Origin of the sequence: Pectobacterium jejuense, from assembly GCF_026800125.1 — a bacterium.
In the GTDB taxonomy this organism is placed as follows: domain Bacteria; phylum Pseudomonadota; class Gammaproteobacteria; order Enterobacterales; family Enterobacteriaceae; genus Pectobacterium; species Pectobacterium jejuense.
In genome coordinates this window covers 304,156-321,530 of the sequence record NZ_JAPQKX010000001.1, presented here as the reverse complement: position 1 = coordinate 321,530, position 17,375 = coordinate 304,156, and the positions used below count along the sequence as shown (strand labels likewise).

At 52.7% G+C, this 17,375-nt stretch carries 15 protein-coding genes; 11 read left to right on the top strand and 4 right to left on the bottom strand.

Annotated features, from left to right (window positions below; translation table 11 throughout):
- Positions 1-110 precede the first annotated feature (110 nt).
- Positions 111-1,190 (top strand): YeiH family protein, encoded by a 1,080-nt coding sequence (locus tag NXT09_RS01495; RefSeq protein ID WP_268578609.1) that lies wholly within the window; start codon positions 111-113, stop codon positions 1,188-1,190.
- Positions 1,191-1,247: 57 nt separating this feature from the next.
- Positions 1,248-2,093, top strand: a complete 846-nt coding sequence (gene nfo / locus NXT09_RS01490; RefSeq protein WP_268578608.1) for a deoxyribonuclease IV — start codon at positions 1,248-1,250, stop codon at positions 2,091-2,093.
- Between the two features lie 108 nt (positions 2,094-2,201).
- Here nfo and fruA read toward each other — a convergent pair whose 3' ends face one another.
- From fruA to fruB, 3 genes are read right to left on the bottom strand one after another with little or no spacing between them, the layout of a single operon-like run.
- Complete coding sequence (gene fruA / locus NXT09_RS01485; RefSeq protein WP_205550916.1) at positions 2,202-3,893, bottom strand: PTS fructose transporter subunit IIBC; 1,692 nt, start codon at positions 3,891-3,893, stop codon at positions 2,202-2,204.
- A gap of 18 nt (positions 3,894-3,911) precedes the next feature.
- Positions 3,912-4,850, bottom strand: coding sequence for a 1-phosphofructokinase (gene fruK / locus NXT09_RS01480; protein WP_005967280.1), 939 nt, complete (start codon positions 4,848-4,850; stop codon positions 3,912-3,914).
- The gene (gene fruB / locus NXT09_RS01475; protein WP_119870457.1) at positions 4,847-5,980 is read right to left on the bottom strand and encodes a fused PTS fructose transporter subunit IIA/HPr protein; all 1,134 of its coding nucleotides are present in this window, start codon (positions 5,978-5,980) and stop codon (positions 4,847-4,849) included. Before fruB ends, fruK begins: the two co-directional genes overlap by 4 nt.
- 334 nt (positions 5,981-6,314) lie before the next feature.
- Between fruB and setB the strand changes: the two genes are divergently transcribed.
- Positions 6,315-7,493 (top strand): sugar efflux transporter SetB, encoded by a 1,179-nt coding sequence (gene setB, locus NXT09_RS01470; protein WP_268578607.1) that lies wholly within the window; start codon positions 6,315-6,317, stop codon positions 7,491-7,493.
- Positions 7,494-7,503: 10 nt separating this feature from the next.
- On the opposite strand, the gene NXT09_RS01465 is transcribed toward setB, so the two are convergent.
- Positions 7,504-7,758: a YkgJ family cysteine cluster protein gene (locus tag NXT09_RS01465; RefSeq protein WP_205550920.1), complete on the bottom strand. Its 255-nt coding sequence runs from the start codon at positions 7,756-7,758 to the stop codon at positions 7,504-7,506.
- Between the two features lie 286 nt (positions 7,759-8,044).
- Here NXT09_RS01465 and yeiP point away from each other — a divergent pair, with 286 nt between their 5' ends.
- From yeiP to yejF, 8 genes are all read left to right on the top strand, one after another.
- Positions 8,045-8,617, top strand: a complete 573-nt coding sequence (gene yeiP / locus NXT09_RS01460) for an elongation factor P-like protein YeiP (RefSeq protein WP_010277377.1) — start codon at positions 8,045-8,047, stop codon at positions 8,615-8,617.
- Between the two features lie 87 nt (positions 8,618-8,704).
- Complete coding sequence (locus tag NXT09_RS01455; protein ID WP_268578606.1) at positions 8,705-9,691, top strand: CobW family GTP-binding protein; 987 nt, start codon at positions 8,705-8,707, stop codon at positions 9,689-9,691.
- A gap of 38 nt (positions 9,692-9,729) precedes the next feature.
- Positions 9,730-10,431 (top strand): phosphatase PAP2 family protein, encoded by a 702-nt coding sequence (locus tag NXT09_RS01450; protein WP_268578605.1) that lies wholly within the window; start codon positions 9,730-9,732, stop codon positions 10,429-10,431.
- 322 nt (positions 10,432-10,753) lie between these two features.
- Positions 10,754-11,335: a bifunctional murein DD-endopeptidase/murein LD-carboxypeptidase gene (mepS, locus tag NXT09_RS01445; RefSeq protein WP_205550928.1), complete on the top strand. Its 582-nt coding sequence runs from the start codon at positions 10,754-10,756 to the stop codon at positions 11,333-11,335.
- Positions 11,336-11,803: 468 nt separating this feature from the next.
- Positions 11,804-13,612: an extracellular solute-binding protein gene (locus NXT09_RS01440; protein WP_268578604.1), complete on the top strand. Its 1,809-nt coding sequence runs from the start codon at positions 11,804-11,806 to the stop codon at positions 13,610-13,612.
- A 9-nt stretch (positions 13,613-13,621) separates the two neighbouring features.
- A complete protein-coding gene (locus NXT09_RS01435) occupies positions 13,622-14,719 on the top strand; it encodes a microcin C ABC transporter permease YejB (protein WP_039475625.1) in 1,098 nt (365 codons plus the stop codon).
- A complete protein-coding gene (locus NXT09_RS01430) occupies positions 14,716-15,741 on the top strand; it encodes an ABC transporter permease (protein WP_095699174.1) in 1,026 nt (341 codons plus the stop codon). The genes NXT09_RS01435 and NXT09_RS01430 overlap by 4 nt, the downstream gene beginning before the upstream one ends.
- 1 nt (position 15,742) lies before the next feature.
- Positions 15,743-17,359, top strand: coding sequence for a microcin C ABC transporter ATP-binding protein YejF (gene yejF / locus NXT09_RS01425; protein ID WP_268578603.1), 1,617 nt, complete (start codon positions 15,743-15,745; stop codon positions 17,357-17,359).
- The last annotated feature ends 16 nt before the right edge of the window (positions 17,360-17,375 follow it).

Genomic DNA, 17,375 nt, shown 5'->3' with positions numbered 1-17,375 from the left:
TTTATCTGAAATACTTATAGGTTATAAATATATAATCAATTTCTCTTTTAATCTCGTGGATTATAAGCTGGCTTTCAATTTTCGGTACGGTCAGAATAGGCACCTAATCCATGGCTCTTCCTGCGACATTACACACGATAGCCCCGCCCGATGGAGCAAAAGCGCGATTACCCGGCCTGTTGTTAGTAAGTTTAATGACTTTTTCGCTCCTCTGGCTGGCAAATATTCCGAAAATCGCCCACTGGGGACCGGGTTCACTGACATTGGCGATTTTGATTGGGATCGTGCTCGGAAATAGCGTTTATCCACGTCTTCATCCGCTGTGCGATCCGGGCGTGCAGTGGGCCAAACAGCATTTACTTCGCTGGGGCATCATACTTTATGGTTTTCGTCTCAGCTTTCAGCAGGTTGCTGCCGTTGGCTTTACCGGTGTCGCGGTCGATCTTACCGTCGTCACGCTGACGTTTTTACTCGCCTGCTGGGTCGGCAAACGCTGGCTGAAACTCGACAATGAAACCGTGATTCTCATCGGCGCTGGCAGCAGCATCTGCGGCGCCGCGGCGATCATGGCAACCGCACCCGTTGTCAAAGCGTCCAGCAATGCGATTGCCGTCTCCGTTTCCACCGTGGTGATTTTCGGTACAACGGCGATGTTTTTGTATCCGTGGATCTATCAGCTCAATCTCGAACATCACTGGATTGACGTCCCCCCCCAGATCGTCGGTCTGTACTTCGGCTCAACGATACACGAAGTCGCTCAGGTCGTTGCTGCCGGACATGCCATTGATGGCGCGACGGAAAACATCGCCGTCATCAGCAAGATGCTGCGCGTGATGATGCTGGCCCCTTTTCTTCTCATTCTTGGGTTTTACCTGAAAAAAACGACGCACAAAAGTGACGCGCAAGACGCGATTCCACTGATGTTCCCGTGGTTTGCACTGGGGTTTATCGCCGTAGCTGCCTTCAATTCTTTTCAGCTACTTTCTCCTGCGCTCGTCACACATCTGGTACAGCTCGATAATGTACTGTTGACCATGGCGATGGTTGCGCTGGGGCTCACAACCCGATTCAGCGCCATCCGCCAGGCCGGAGCAAAACCGCTGCTGCTGGCACTCGTTCTGTTTCTCTGGCTGGTGGTTGGCGGTGCGGGCATCAATCTGTTCTTCGAGCATTTCGCACATGCAACTTGAAGTATGACGGGTATGCAGGTCGATGCCATAATGTCTCCGTTACCAAAGGAGACCAACATGAAATACATCGGGGCGCACGTTAGCGCATCTGGCGGGGTCGATCAGGCCGTGATTCGCGCACATGAGATAAAGGCGACGGCCTTCGCTTTATTTACCAAGAACCAGCGCCAATGGCAGGCTGCACCGCTCAGCGCCGAGGTCATCGAGCGTTTTAAAACCGCCTGTGAGCAATACGCGTATACGTCAGCACAGATTCTGCCCCACGATAGCTACCTGATTAATCTGGGCCACCCGGACGCCGAGGCGCTGGATAAGTCACGCCTCGCGTTTATTGATGAAATGTCCCGCTGCCAGCAGCTTGGGCTGAGCCTGCTGAATTTTCACCCCGGCAGCCATCTAAAGCAGATAGAGGAAGCTGACTGTCTGGCACGTATCGCCGAGTCCATCAACATTGCGCTGGCGGAAACGGACGGGGTCACCGCGGTGATTGAAAACACCGCCGGGCAAGGCAGTAATTTGGGTTTCCGCTTTGAACATCTGGCGGCCATCATCGATGGCGTAGAAGATAAAAGCCGCGTCGGCGTCTGTATCGATACCTGCCACGCCTTCGCTGGTGGCTACGATCTGCGGACGGAAGCAGATTGCGAAGCCACCTTCGCTGAATTCGATCGCATTGTTGGGTTTCGCTATCTGCGCGGAATGCATTTGAATGATGCCAAAAGCGCGTTCGCTAGTCGCGTTGACCGACACCATAGTCTGGGGGAAGGCAATATCGGCAAAACCGCTTTCAGCTATATCATGAAAGATGCTCGCTTTGACGGTATCCCGATGATTCTGGAAACGATCAACCCCGATATTTGGGCCGACGAAATCGCCTGGCTCAAATCTGAAGCCCAGCACTAGCTAGTTTTTATCCCGTAAAAAAGCGCCAGTCGGCAAATACCAACTGGCGCTATCTCATCCACATCCTTGTGTTATGGCATTACTTTTTATTCACGACGATGATCAAACTTACGCAACTTTCGCCAGTTGTTCATCAGAGCGTTTCAGCAGTGCGTACAGCACGCCAGCGACGACAGTACCTGCAACGATCGCTAACAGGTAGCCGATAACCGGGGTAATCGCGCCAGGAATCAACAACACGAACAGACCGCCGTGTGGTGCCATCAACTTAGCGCCCACCGCCATTGACAGCGCACCCGTCAGTGCCCCACCGATGATGCAGCAAGGCAGAACGCGCATCGGGTCACGCGCCGCGTAAGGAATCGCCCCTTCGGAGATAAAGCACAGGCCCAGTACAAACGCCGCTTTGCCCCCTTCACGCTCGGTCGGGTTGAATTTTTTGCTTGCCAGTACAGTCGCCAGACCCATTGCCAACGGTGGCACCATACCGGCTGCCATAACGGCGGCCATCGGCGCGTAAATCTGGCTACTGAGTAAGGTCGTACCGAAGACGTAAGCCACTTTGTTAACTGGCCCGCCCATATCCGTACACATCATCGCACCCAGGATCGCACCCAGAATCACCGCATTCGCCGTGCCCATGGATTGCAGCCAGCCTGTCAGGCCAGTCAGGATTTTCGCCACTGGCGTGCCAACGACGTAAATCATGATTAGACCGGTGATCAACGTAGCAAACAGCGGAATAATCAAGATCGGTTTTAGCGCAGTCAAACTTTGCGGCAGAATCAGTTTATTGTTGATCGCTCTGGCAATATAGCCCGCCAGGAAACCGGCAATGATCCCACCGAGGAAGCCTGCTCCCGTACTCACCGCCAACATCCCGCCAACCAGACCTGGCGTTAAGCCCGGACGATCTGCAATGGAGAACGCGATATAGCCCGCCAGCACCGGCACCATCAGCGCAAAAGCAGAACCGCCGCCGATCTTCATCAGCGCCGCTGCCAGCGTACCTTCTTGTTTAAAGGCTTCAATACCAAAGACAAACGACAGTGCGATACACAAACCACCCGCGACAACCATCGGCAGCATGTAAGACACGCCGGTCAACAGGTGACGATACGGGCCTGCTCCGCCTTTCTGGCCAGACTCGCTAGCACTTGACGCACTGGCTTGCCCAGATGGCTGATACACTTTCGCTTCAGCCTGCGCTTTATCTAACTCCTGCGCCGTCTTCTTCAGTGCCAGCCCGGTCGACGTGCGATACATCTTCTTACCAGCAAATTTCGCCAGATCGACTTCAATGTCCGCAGCAACGATCACCAGATCGGCCTGTTCCACTTCTTCAGGGGTAATCGCGTTGCCCGCGCCAACAGAGCCGCGCGTTTCTACTTTTACCCACCAGCCGCGTTTTTTCGCTTCGCTTTCAATCGCTTCTGCTGCCATAAACGTGTGCGCGACGCCCGTCGGGCACGCCGTTATCGCCACAATACGCTTGGCAGCTGCGGGCTGCTGAACAGGTGCTGACGCAGCGGCCTGATAGACCGTCGCTTCAGCCTGTGCTTTCGCCAAAAAGGCTTCCGGCTGCGAAACTGCCAGTTCGATGTCACCGACATAAACCCGCTTGCCATTCAGTGCGCTGTCCGCCGCAGCGGATGCACCCAGAACGATCGCCAGTTCAGCGTCGTTAACCTGTTCTGTAAACGTCACCCCTGCTTTCGCAGCGGCAGCGCCGAGTAGGTTCTTCACCAGTTGGCTTCTCGCCAGGCCCAGTGATTTATCCAAAATCAGCAGCGTTTTCATTGTTTATCTCCTGCTGTATCAGTTAAAGGGTTTGAGGTCGACACGCGCCATCATTGCGGCCAACTGAGGACGATCGGTAATACCAACATTACTTTGGCTGACGGCCAGCGCTGAAACCGCCGTAGCCAAACGCAGAGTGTGCTCACTGGACTCACGCATTAATAAGCCATAAATCAACCCCCCAACCATGGAGTCGCCCGCACCTACCGTACTTACCACATCACAAGCCGGTGGTTTTGCCAGCCAGGCACCTGATGCATTCACCCACAGCGCGCCTTCCGCACCTAGTGAGATCACAACATGCGCGATACCCTGTTCACGCAGCGCGTGGGCGGCATCCACCACATCAGCCAGCGTAGGTAATTTACGCCCAGCCCATATCTCCAGCTCCCGGCGGTTTGGTTTCACCAACCAAGGAGAGGCTTTCAGTCCCGCCACCAGCGCTTCACGGCTGCTGTCGAAAATAATGCAAGGACACTGCGTGCGCAGACGCGACATCCAGTCGGTAAATGCATCAGGATCAACGCCAGCAGGCAGACTGCCGCTCACCGCGACCATGTCGAACTGCCCCAGCCAACTCAGCGAGTCATTGACGAAACGCTGCCAGTCCTGCTGTGTCACTTCAAAACCGGAAAAGTTGAAGTCGGTTACGTCGCCATCTTTTTCGGTTAATTTGACATTAATACGCGTACGTCCTGGCACAACCTGGAAACGGTTGGCAATGCCCAGCTCGCTGAACAATTGCTGAAAACCATCCTGATTGTCTTTACCCAGAAAGCCACCTACCGTGACATCAATCCCGAGATCTTTCAGCACCTTGGCAACGTTAATACCTTTGCCTGCGGCGTGCAGACCCGCTGTCTGAACCAGATTGACTTCGCCTTTCTCAACTTCCGGGCAATAGCCAACCAGGTCATAAGCTGGATTCAGGGTGATTGTGGCTACTCTCCTGCTCATGCTGCCCCCTCGCCCAAACCGGACGTAATCGCGTCGCCAATAGCGGCCAGTGCTTGTTCTGCATCGCTACCGCTCGCGGTGAAACGCAATTTGTGACCTTTCTTCACGCCTAGCGCGACGACTTTCATCAGGCTGCGGCCATTTGCCGGTTTACCTGTGCCATCCAGATTGGTGACGGTGATGTCACTGCTGAACTGCTTGATCACGTTCACCAGCATGGTGCCCGGACGCGCGTGCAGACCGTGTTCGTTGCGAATAGTGAACTCTGCCGTCAGCACTTCGCTTTCTTCTGGTACGTCGCTGGTCAAGAGTGCCAGCAGGGTCGGTGCGTCAGCCGTCAGCAGACGTTCCGCTTTTTGCGCAATCAGTAAGTTGCTCAGGTAATCGATCGGGGCAAAAGCCTGATCGTCAGCCGCGGCTACTGTCACCAGTAAGGCCACGTTTTCGCCATCAACGCTGAAAGGCGTAGCCGGACGTGCCACCGCAGCCGCGCTGCTGAGGTTACCGACAGCGCTATCGCTGAACCACACACCTTGCCCCAGATTCAGCGGCTTGTTGCTGACTGCGGTGCTGACGAAGCTGGCGTCTGCTGCACCGATCTGCTGAAGACGACCGGCGTTCAGCGCCTGAAGCGTCAACAGATTATCGGTCGCCACATCCAGCGCAATCAGCGAGGTATCAAAGCGGAACTCCGCCAGTTGCTGCTCACCCATCAACAGGCTACGCAGTTCTTCTGCTGAAGTTGTACTTGCCAAACGTGCCGCTACGCGATCGTCGCTCAGGACGTGGGTCAGCTGACGCAGCAACGCAAGGTGTTCATCAGAACGGGCTGCAATCCCCAACACCACGTAGGCGGTTTGATCTTCACCCCAGGAAATACCCTGAGGAAATTGAAATACTTGAACCCCGGTCTTCAGTACCAGATCGCGGGTATCGGTTGTGCCGTGAGGGATAGCAATGCCGCTTCCCAAATAGGTGGATGTTTGCTGTTCACGCTGGAGCATGCCGTCGACATACCCTGCGTTAACGCACCCGGCCTCGGTCAGTGCTGAAGCAACAAGCTGGATAGCTTCCTGCTTAGTACTGGCCGCTGCGCCCAAATGAATATCTTGCTGTGACAACTGGAACATGGCACTCCTCTCTTGCTGAAAGTTGAATCGTTTCAGCTTTTATGAGAAAAAAATGTGTCGATTGTTAGGGCGTTTCAAAAAAAATTCCGCTGAAACGTTTCAAAAGTCTCATTCTATTACACCATTTATGCAAGCTTTCTACGCTGCTGACGTAACAGAATTTTGACATCACGCACATTTTACCGTGGATGACGCGCTGCCCGCCAACAAAAATCCGCAAAAGGCTGAAGCCGTGCTGACGAAAAATAATGAAACAAGATTTCTGTTTCATTATAAACCCGAGTAGTATGTCGCGCTCGACAGCCTCTGCCTATTTTCCAAGCGCCATCAATTTATGTTCACTCCTGCAAACACAACGCGACGTCCGCTCGATCTGACATCGTCAGCATTTTTAGTTATTGCCTTCCTGACCGGAACGGCTGGCGCCCTACAGCTGCCTACGCTCAGCCTCTTTCTTTCCAGCGAAGTACAGGCTCGTCCTTTCTTAGTCGGGATGTTTTATACCGGTAGCGCCGTTATCGGTATTGTCGTCAGCCAAATGCTGGCCACGCGCTCGGATCGTCAGGGCGATCGCAAATCGCTGATTTTCGTCTGCTGCCTGCTAGGCGCACTGGCCTGCATGCTGTTTGCCTGGAACCGTAACTACTTTATTCTGCTCTTTATCGGCGTGTTGCTGAGCAGCTTTGGCTCGACCGCGAACCCACAGCTTTTTGCGCTGGCGCGGGAGCATGCGGATAAAACCGGTCGTGAAGCGGCGATGTTCAGCTCCATCCTCCGCGCGCAAATTTCCCTCGCCTGGGTTGTCGGCCCGCCCATCGCCTTTGCGCTGGCACTGGGATTCGGCTTCACGGCGATGTACCTGACCGCCGCAGTCGTCTTTATCCTGTGCGGCATTCTGGTAAAACTCTTTCTGCCTTCCATGCCCAAAGCCGTGGAAAAGACCACCTCTACGCTGGAATCACCGCGCCGCAACCGCCGGGACACGCTCTTGCTGTTCGTAGCCTGTACCTTGATGTGGACCTGCAACGGTATTTACCTCATTAATATGCCGCTGTATCTGGTGCATGAGCTGCATCTGCCGGAAAAGCTGGCGGGTATCATGATGGGGGTGGCCGCCGGGCTGGAAATTCCGGTGATGCTGATTGCTGGCTACGTTGCTAAACGCTTCGGTAAACGTTTCCTGATGCGGCTTGCCGTTGCTTCCGGTTTGCTGTTCTTCGGCGGCTTACTGGTTCTTGATGGCGAAATAGCGCTGCTGGCGTTACAAGCGTTGAACGCCGTTTTCATCGGTATTCTGGCAGGAATCGGCATGCTTTACTTTCAGGACTTGATGCCCGGACAGGCAGGCGCAGCAACCACGCTGTTTACCAATACCACACGCGTTGGCTGGATCATCTCCGGTTCACTGGCTGGGATTGTTGCTGAAATCTGGAACTATCACGCCGTCTTCTTCTTCGCGCTGCTGATGATCGCCGGCTCCATCTATTGTATGTGGCGCATCAAAGACGCCTGATCGCTGCACATTAAGGGGCGGTGTCGGCTTCCAGTTTCAGTAGGTAAATCAGCGCTTCATCACGATGGCTGAAACACATATCCGCGCGCGGCTTTAGCCCCGCGCAAACCGCAGGCCGCAGTGGAGAATGGAACAACCCGCAGCGCATCGCCTCATCAAGATGAATACAAGGTGTGTTGGCAGGCTTACCGTGCGGCAGCCCCGGCATGGGGGTTGAAATCGATGGCGCGGTACAACAGGCACCGCAATGGGAGCGACAGTCCATCAGCAAACTCTCCGGTGGGCTGACAAGAAGTAGAGAGCGCCACGATAGCAGCCTCATCGTCAAAAACCAATATCAGCCCTTTTTCCTTATACTCTAAATAATTCGAATTTCAGGCAGGCGGCAAGCGAAGGCATCCCGATGAGCTTACACAAGTAAGTGATTCGGGTGAGTGAGCGTAGCCAACGTACATGAAATTTGAAGGATGACGAGTATATACTTGCCTGAACTCTTCGGCGCGAGTAACGTGTCGCCACAAAAATCACACTCCTTATAGCAGGTAATTTTTATGGCAAGAGCGAACGAGATTAAACGCGGAATGGTCGTTAACTATAACGACAAGTTATTGCTGGTAAAGGACATCGACGTCCAGAGTCCCAGCGCCCGCGGTGCCAGCACGCTGTACAAAATGCGTTTTTCTGATGTCCGCACGGGATTGAAAGTGGAAGAGCGTTTTAAAGGCGACGACATTATCGATACCATCACGCTGACGCGCCGCACGGTGACTTTCTCCTATATTGACGGCGACGAGTACGTCTTTATGGATGATGAGGATTACACCCCTTACCTCTTCAAAAAAGATCAAATAGAAGAAGAACTGCTGTTTATCCCTGAAGGCGGTATGCCAGGGATTCAGGTATTGAGCTGGGACGGCCAAATCATCGCGCTGGAACTGCCGCAAACGGTCGATCTGGAAATTGTTGAGACGGCACCGGGCATTAAAGGCGCCTCCGCCAGTTCACGCAACAAACCTGCGACCATGAGCACCGGTCTGGTTATCCCCGTTCCAGAATATCTGAGCGCGGGTGAAAAGATCCGTATTCATATTCCAGAACGTCGCTACATGGGTCGTGCAGACTAACATTCTACATTGTGCTTCCCGCGCAATACTTGTCGCCGGATGATCTATCCGGCACACGTCAACTCTCCCCCGCATTAGGAGCCAGCCATGCTAACGAAAGTCAATTTGATTACAGGGTTTCTCGGTAGTGGAAAAACCACCACGATCCGTCATCTTCTGTCGCAAAAGCCTGAAGACGAAGTCTGGGCGGTGCTGGTCAATGAATTCGGCGAAGTGGGCATTGACGGCGCGCTACTGGCGGACAGCGGTGCGGTGTTGAAAGAGATTCCCGGCGGCTGCATGTGCTGCGTAAACGGCTTGCCGATGCAGGTTGGCCTGAATATGCTGCTGCAACAGAAGAAGCCCCATCGGTTGCTCATCGAACCTACGGGACTCGGCCACCCGAAACAAATTCTCTCCTTGCTGACGAGTGATATCTATCAGCCCTGGCTGACATTACAGGCTACGCTGTGTCTGTTGGATGCTCGCCAGTTAAGTGAAACTCGTTATACGGAAAATGAGAACTTCCGCGATCAGCTTGCCGCCGCGGATATGATTATCGCTAACAAGCGTGATACTTATACCGCCGACGATCTCGCGGCCTTACAGCAGTGGCAGCAGGCAAATGGTGATGGTCGACAAATTATCGAAGCCAGTCAGGGAAATGTGGGCTGGCAACTGCTCGACCAACCGCGACACAACATGCGTGAACTGCCGGACGGTGCGCATCACCACGCGCATCAGCCCCAAAATGGCTTGGCTGCGCTGCAATTACCGGGTGGGCAACCCTGGCGTCGCTCTCTCAATCAGGGACAGGGCTACCACGCCTGTGGCTGGATATTCGCACCTGAAACCGCTTTTGATACCGCTGCCCTGCTGGACTGGGTCCGCCTTTCTCCCGTGAGTCGGGTCAAAGGAGTGATGCGTATAAAGGAAGGGACGCTCGTCGTGAACCGTCAAGGACACGATCTGCATATAGAAACCCGATCGGCAGCACCGATTGATAGCCGTATCGAAGTCATTAATGAAACGCCAGCAGAATGGAACACGTTACAAGCCTCATTGTTAAAGGCTCGTTTAGCTAACGTGGAGTAAACTGGAGTTTTTTCGTCTTTGTTTGGATGGTTTGCCTTATGTCATTTGCCCGTTTTTCTTCTATTGTAGTGCTCAATGTGTTGGGCATCGGTCTGTTTTTATCCTGGTATCTACCGGAAAATCATGGTTTTTGGCTCACGCTCGACAGCCATATCTTTTTCTATTTCAACCGTCTCTTGGTTGATAGCCCGACGTTTTTACATCTGGTTGCCATTACCAATAACCGCGCTTTTGACGGTTTTGCGCTCGTTGCGATGGGATTGCTGTATCTGTCGTTTTATCTAAAAGCGACCTCCACAGAGCGCCGCCGTTTGTTGGTCCTCGGTTTTATCATGCTGTTAACTGCCGTCGTGCTGAATCAGGCAGGACATTTATTACCTGTGCAACACGCCAGCCCGACGCTCTATTTTAGTGACGTCAACCGCGTTTCAGACCTAACCGGTATACCGACCAAAGATGCGTCATCGGACAGCTTCCCCGGCGACCACGGCATGATGTTGATGATCTTTGCGGCTTTTATGCTGCGCTATTTTACCCGTACCGCTTTCGCTATCGGTCTGGCCATCATGGTGATTTTCTCATTACCTCGCATCATGATTGGTGCACATTGGTTTACCGATATTGCCGTCGGTTCTCTGTCGGTTGTCCTGGTCGGACTAAGCTGGTGGTTATTAACGCCAGCAAGCGATGCCACTATTGCCCTGTTAAATCGGCTATTACCTAAAAAATCGACAGTATAAATCCCTATGATTTCAGATTTTTGACATCGACATTTTTTAGCTGAACACATCATTAAATCTTATAAATAAAATGGTTAAAACTTCTCGCAATCCTGCTGCTGTTGCGGTAGTCTCGTTCAAGTTTGCTTTTTAGCGCACACTGAACTACCAGCGGCAAGAGAAATAATGTGCATTCCGGCACACTTTCACCGATGAGTGTTTGGCTAAGAAGAAACTCTGATTTAGTCTGAGTCTCGTTTTCGTTTGGCATTTATACCCCAGTGAAATGGGGATACTACATAGCGATATTTATCGTTAAGGACAGCAAGGGAACATAACAATAATGGTCAAGTCTCAACCGATTCTGAGATATATCTGGCGGGCAGTGCCTGCCGTTGCGGTAGCAATGATGCTTTCCGCATGTGGAACTAATAGTGCATACAACAATAAAGCTCAAACTGATATGCATGCAGTTAATGACAAAGATGGTCTTTTACTGCAAGCCTCTCAGGATGAATTTGAAGCACTGGTTCGTAACGTGGACATCAAGTCCAAGTTGCTTAACCAATATGCCAGTTGGAAAGGTGTTCGTTACCGTTTAGGCGGTGATAGTCGCCGTGGCATTGACTGCTCAGCTTTCGTTCAGCGCACGTTCCGCGAACAATTTGGTATGGATTTACCGCGTTCAACCTATGAACAGCAAGAGATGGGCCAGCAAATTCAGCGTAGTAAACTGCGCGTTGGCGATCTTGTTCTGTTCCGTGCAGGTTCGACCGGTCGCCACGTTGGCATTTATCTCGGCAACGATCAGTTCGTCCACGCGTCAACCAGCAGTGGTGTTATCATTTCTAAAATGACAGAAGACTACTGGAATAAGCGTTATCAGGAAGGACGTCGTGTCCTGAGTAAAGGAAAAACCAGCTAAGCAATATCGCTCCCTTGCTGTGGTATTGTTTTGTTAGTGAAAGAACTTTGCTGTTAGCCAACGAAACCAGACGACATCAACGCCGCTTATCACCATAAGCGGCGTTTTTTTATGATGGACATCCTTGTCCATCACCCTACGGGCCGTTGCTACGCAACACTGAAGAACCTTCCCTACGTTTTTTTATGCCTGCTTTTCCCCCGAATCTCACCGAGTTTCTCCCCTTCTGCGGCACACTGCGCAAAATATGACTTGTTCAACAACCTGAAACATTAACAGGCCGTGATTAAGGTAGGTTTATCACCTAATTTCATGATAAAAAGAAAACACGCAGCTTCCCGATGGGAATGTTAATTATTTCAAGAACTTTATGCCGAGGAAATCGGCATTGTTGATGTTACGGTCTGGCATGTCTATATCAAACGACGCCCAGCCAGATAACGTCCACTCGCAGGAGATCACCGTCAGATGTTAAAACGCGTTATCGCTGCCGTATTGCTTTGCACGGCCCATTTTGGGGCGCATGCCGAGACGATTGAAAACAGCACCAGCTTTGCACTTTTGGGTGAACCCAAATATGCCGAGAACTTCAGTCATTTTGATTACGTCAACCCTGATGCCCCGAAAGGCGGCAGTATAACCCTCAGTGCATTGGGCACCTTTGACAATTTCAACCGTTACGCGCTACGTGGCGTGGCAGCAGCACGTACTGAACGCCTCTACGATTCGCTCTTTGTCTCCTCTGATGACGAACCCGGCAGTTATTATCCGCTGGTCGCACTGACAACACGCCATTCGGCGGATTTCCGCTGGATTGAAATCGAGATGAATCCCAAAGCCCGCTTTCATGATGGCTCACCAATCACCGCAGCTGACGTCGCGTTTACCTACAATATGTTTATGACTCAGGGCGTGCCGCAGTTTCGCATCTATTTTAAAGATGTCACCGCCAAAGCCGTTGCACCATTGACCGTACGTTTCGATTTTCCTGTATCCGACAAAAACCGTATGTTCAGTCTGATGACATTGCCCATCATGTCGGAGAAATTCTGGAAGAATCATAAACTCAGCGATCCACTATCGTATCCACCACCGGCCAGTGGCCCTTACCGCATCACCGCCTATCGCACCGGACAATATGTTACCTATTCACGCGTGAAAGACTATTGGGGTGCCGACTTGCCGGTCAATAAAGGCCAGTACAATTTCGATAGAATCCGCTACGACTACTATCTCGACGACAGCGTCGCGCTGGAAGCGTTTAAAGCCGGCGCTTTCGACCTGCGTGAAGAAGGCTCACCAAAGCATTGGGCAACACAATATCAGGGCGGCAACTTTGCGCGCGGCTATATCATCAAACAGGATCAGGTCAACCAATCCGCTCAGGATACGCGCTGGCTGGCATTCAATATTCAGCGACCGCTGTTTCAGGATCGACGCGTGCGTCAGGCGTTAGCGCTGGCATTTGACTTTAACTGGATGAACAAGGCGCTCTATTACAACGCCTATCAACGTACCGATAGCTATTTCCAAAACACCGAGTATGCCGCTAAAGACGAACCCAGTGCAGAGGAACTGGCATGGTTGACACCGCTGAAGGACAAGGTGCCAGCCGAGGTCTTTGGCCCCAGCTATCAACCACCCTCCTCCGATGGCAGCGGCTATGATCGACAAAACTGGCTGAAGGCACTCAAACTGCTGGAAGAGGCTGGCTGGGAATTGAAAGATCAAAAGCTGGTCAATAGCAAAACCGGACAGCCGTTTACATTTGAACTGCTATTGCCAAGCGCTGGCAACTCGCAGTATGTCCTGCCCTTTCAGCAGAGCCTGAAAAAGCTCGGCATCACCATGAACGTACGTAACATCGACAGCACGCAGTTTAACAACCGTATCCGTAAGCGGGATTTCGATATGACGGCCACGGTTTACAGCGCATTCCTTTACCCTAGTGATGACCTGCAAATCCGCTGGAGCTCACAGTATATCGATTCGACCTACAACAGACCGGGGGTCAGCGACCCTGCGATTGATTCTCTCATCGCGGAAATCGTTAAGCATCAAGGGCAGAAAGTCCCCCTGCTGTCATTAGGTCGTGCGCTGGACAGGGTATTGACCTGGAATCAGCTCATGATCCCAATGTGGTATTCCAATCATGACCGTTTCGCCTATTGGAACAAGTTCGCCATGCCCGCTGTACGCCCGGCCTATTCACTGGGTTTTGATGGCTGGTGGTTCGATACCAAACAGGCGGCTACGCTGCCCGCAGAGCGACGTTAAGGAATAAAAATGGGAACGTATCTGTTACGCCGCCTCTTGCTGGTTATTCCAACCCTGTGGGCAATCATCACAATTAATTTCTTTATTGTGCAAATTGCCCCCGGCGGCCCGGTAGATCAAGCCATCGCGGCAATTGAAATGGGCCACGGTAGTGGTTATACCGCCAGTAGCGGAATGGATGCCGGAATGGCGCGAACAGGCACCAGCGGCGCACCAAACATCGAGAACGCTTACCGGGGTTCACGCGGGCTTGACCCGGAAGTCATCGAAGAAATCACCAAACGCTATGGCTTCGATAAGCCGATCCATGAGCGCTATTTTAAACTGCTGTGGGATTACGTACGTTTTGACTTCGGCGACAGCCTGTTCCGGGGTTCTTCGGTGATGCAGCTCATTAAGGAGAGCATGCCGGTTTCGATTACGCTGGGGCTGTGGAGTACGCTGATCGTCTACCTGATTTCCATTCCTCTTGGCATTAAGAAGGCCGTAAAAAATGGCACGCCGTTCGATACCTGGAGCAGCACGTTAATCATTATCGGCTATGCCATTCCAGCATTTTTGTTTGCGATCATTTTGATTGTGCTATTCGCGGGCGGCAGTTACCTGGACTGGTTCCCGCTTCGAGGGCTGGTTTCCAGCAATTTTGATACCCTGCCTTGGTACAGCAAGATTACCGACTATTTGTGGCATATCGCGCTACCGGTTCTGGCTTCCGTGATTGGCGGTTTCGCCACGCTGACGATGCTCACCAAGAACTCCTTTATGGATGAGATTCGTAAGCAGTACGTGGTTACTGCGCGCGCTAAAGGGCTGGATGAAAAGAGCATTCTCTACCGCCACGTATTCCGTAATGCCATGTTGCTGGTGATTGCCGGCTTCCCCGCCACGTTTATCAGTATGTTTTTCACCGGCTCGCTACTGATTGAGGTGATGTTCTCACTCAACGGGCTGGGCCTATTGGGCTATGACGCCACGCTGCAACGTGACTATCCCGTCATGTTTGGCACGCTGTACATTTTCACGCTGATCGGCTTATTGCTGAATATTGTCAGTGACATAACCTATACGCTGGTGGATCCGCGTATCGATTTTGAGGGACGCCAATGAGCCGCTTAAGCCCGATTAATCAGGCGCGCTGGGCACGCTTTAAAAGTAATCGTCGCGGTTACTGGTCGCTGTGGATTTTCATGGTGCTGTTTATCGTCAGCCTGTTTTCCGAATTGATCGCCAACGACAAACCGCTGCTGGTGAAGTATGACGGCCAGCTCTATACGCCGGTGCTCATTGACCACAGCGAGAGGACGTTCGGCGGACAGTTGGATACCACCGCCGACTTCCGCGATCCTTATATCGCCGAACGTATCAGCAGCCACGGTTGGGCGATCTGGCCGCTGATTCACTACAGTTACGACACCATAAACTACGCCACTACCGCATCCTTCCCCTCTGCACCAAACTGGCAGAACTGGCTGGGCACGGATAGCCAGGGGAAAGATGTGGTCGCTCAGGTGCTGTATGGCTTCCGTATCTCACTGCTGTTCGGTCTGGCGCTCACGATCCTGTCCAGCGTGATTGGTATCGCCGTCGGTGCAACACAGGGCTATTACGGCGGGCGTCTCGACCTATGGGGTCAGCGCTTTATCGAAGTCTGGTCCGGCATGCCGACGCTGTTTCTGATTATCTTGCTGTCCAGCGTGATTCAGCCGGATTTCTGGTGGCTATTAGGCATTACCGTCCTGTTCGGCTGGATGAGTCTGGTTGGCGTGGTACGGGCGGAATTTCTGCGTACCCGAAATTTTGACTATATTCGTGCCGCGCAGGCGATGGGCGTCAGTGACCGCGCCATTATGTTCCGCTGCATGCTACCAAACGCGATGGTCGCTACGCTGACCTATCTGCCCTTTATTCTTTGCGGCTCGATTACTACGCTGACATCGCTGGATTTTCTCGGCTTTGGTCTGCCGATGGGCTCGCCATCATTAGGCACTTTATTGCTGGAAGGGAAAAATAACCTTCAGGCGCCGTGGCTGGGCATTACCGTATTTATGGTGCTTTCCATTGTGCTTTCCTTACTCATTTTTATCGGCGAAGCAGTGCGCGACGCCTTTGACCCCAGCAAGGCGCATTAATATGTCCAGTTCACCTTTATTGCAGATAGATAATCTCAGCATTGCCTTCCGCAAAGGCGGTCAGGAGCAGCGCGTTGTCGACCAGCTTTCACTGGCGGTGAACGCGGGTGAGACGCTGGCACTGGTCGGTGAGTCAGGTTCGGGGAAAAGCGTCACCGCGCTGTCGGTTTTGCGTTTGCTCCCCTCCCCGCCCGTGGTTTATCCGCAAGGGGATATCCGCTTCGCAGGGCAATCGCTGCTGCATGCTGATGAAAAAACACTGCGCCAGATACGCGGCAATCGGATCGCGATGATCTTTCAGGAACCGATGGTGTCGCTTAACCCTCTGCAAAGCATCGAAAAACAGCTGATTGAAGTGCTTTCGCTCCATCGCGGCATGCGCACCGAGGCAGCCCGCAGCGAAGTCATCACCTGTCTGGATCGCGTGGGTATTCGGCAGGCTAAAAGCCGATTGAATGATTTCCCGCACCAGCTTTCCGGCGGGGAACGCCAGCGTGTCATGATTGCGATGGCACTGCTGACACAGCCAGATTTACTGATTGCCGATGAACCCACAACGGCGTTGGACGTGACCGTTCAGGCGCAAATATTGAAATTGCTGAACGAGCTGAAGCAGGAGCTGGGGATGAGTTTACTGTTCATCACCCATAACCTGAATATTGTCCGCCAGTTGGCAGATAACGTGTCGGTCATGAAAGCCGGTCAGGCCGTGGAGCACAATCGCTGTCAGCAGCTTTTCAGCGCGCCTCAGCACCCCTACACGCGCCAATTGCTGGATGCAGAACCGTCGGGCGAGCCGCTTCCGGTAACGGATGACGGTGAACCTCTTTTGCGGGTGGAAAAACTGCACGTTTCGTTTCCCATCAAACGCGGCCTTTTACGCCGTACCGTTGACGAAAAGCAGGTAGTGAACAATATCAACTTCACCTTACGACGCGGCGAAAGCCTGGGTCTGGTGGGGGAATCCGGTTCAGGAAAAAGCACGACCGGACTCGCGCTGCTGCGACTGATTCAATCACGCGGCGATATCTGGTTTGACGGCCAACCCTTGCAAGGGCTAACCCGTAAGCAAATGCTGCCTTTCCGCCACCGGATTCAGGTTGTCTTTCAGGATCCGAACTCCGCGCTGAACCCACGGCTGAATGTGGAGCAAATTATTGCTGAGGGATTGACCGTCCATCATAAGTTGAGCAAAGAGGAACTCGACCAGCGTGTGGTTGAGGCGATGCAGGAAGTCGGGCTGGATCCCACGACCCGCTACCGCTATCCCGCCGAGTTTTCCGGCGGTCAGCGTCAGCGTATCGCTATCGCGCGCGCCCTGATACTGCAACCGGAGCTGCTAATCCTTGATGAACCAACATCATCGCTGGACAGAACGGTGCAGGCGCAAATTCTGGCGTTGCTGAAATCGTTACAGGAAAAGCACAAAATCGCCTACCTGTTTATCAGCCATGACTTACAGGTTATCCGTTCGCTGTGCCATCAGGTTATTGTGTTGCGACAAGGCGAAGTGGTCGAACAGGGTGAATGCAAACAGGTATTCGCGCACCCTGCCGAACATTACACGCGGGAACTGCTACAGTTCTCATCCTATACGGTGGAAACACAGTCAGAATAAATGAGGGAATACCGCA

Bases quoted from the DNA above. Each gene is read 5' to 3' on its own strand.
- NXT09_RS01495 (WP_268578609.1), top strand. From the start codon at position 111: ATGGCTCTTCCTGCGACATTACACACGATAGCCCCGCCCGATGGAGCA.
- nfo (WP_268578608.1), top strand. From the start codon at position 1,248: ATGAAATACATCGGGGCGCACGTTAGCGCATCTGGCGGGGTCGATCAG.
- fruA (WP_205550916.1), bottom strand. From the start codon at position 3,893: ATGAAAACGCTGCTGATTTTGGATAAATCACTGGGCCTGGCGAGAAGC.
- fruK (WP_005967280.1), bottom strand. From the start codon at position 4,850: ATGAGCAGGAGAGTAGCCACAATCACCCTGAATCCAGCTTATGACCTG.
- fruB (WP_119870457.1), bottom strand. From the start codon at position 5,980: ATGTTCCAGTTGTCACAGCAAGATATTCATTTGGGCGCAGCGGCCAGT.
- setB (WP_268578607.1), top strand. From the start codon at position 6,315: ATGTTCACTCCTGCAAACACAACGCGACGTCCGCTCGATCTGACATCG.
- NXT09_RS01465 (WP_205550920.1), bottom strand. From the start codon at position 7,758: ATGGACTGTCGCTCCCATTGCGGTGCCTGTTGTACCGCGCCATCGATT.
- yeiP (WP_010277377.1), top strand. From the start codon at position 8,045: ATGGCAAGAGCGAACGAGATTAAACGCGGAATGGTCGTTAACTATAAC.
- NXT09_RS01455 (WP_268578606.1), top strand. From the start codon at position 8,705: ATGCTAACGAAAGTCAATTTGATTACAGGGTTTCTCGGTAGTGGAAAA.
- NXT09_RS01450 (WP_268578605.1), top strand. From the start codon at position 9,730: ATGTCATTTGCCCGTTTTTCTTCTATTGTAGTGCTCAATGTGTTGGGC.
- mepS (WP_205550928.1), top strand. From the start codon at position 10,754: ATGGTCAAGTCTCAACCGATTCTGAGATATATCTGGCGGGCAGTGCCT.
- NXT09_RS01440 (WP_268578604.1), top strand. From the start codon at position 11,804: ATGTTAAAACGCGTTATCGCTGCCGTATTGCTTTGCACGGCCCATTTT.
- NXT09_RS01435 (WP_039475625.1), top strand. From the start codon at position 13,622: ATGGGAACGTATCTGTTACGCCGCCTCTTGCTGGTTATTCCAACCCTG.
- NXT09_RS01430 (WP_095699174.1), top strand. From the start codon at position 14,716: ATGAGCCGCTTAAGCCCGATTAATCAGGCGCGCTGGGCACGCTTTAAA.
- yejF (WP_268578603.1), top strand. From the start codon at position 15,743: ATGTCCAGTTCACCTTTATTGCAGATAGATAATCTCAGCATTGCCTTC.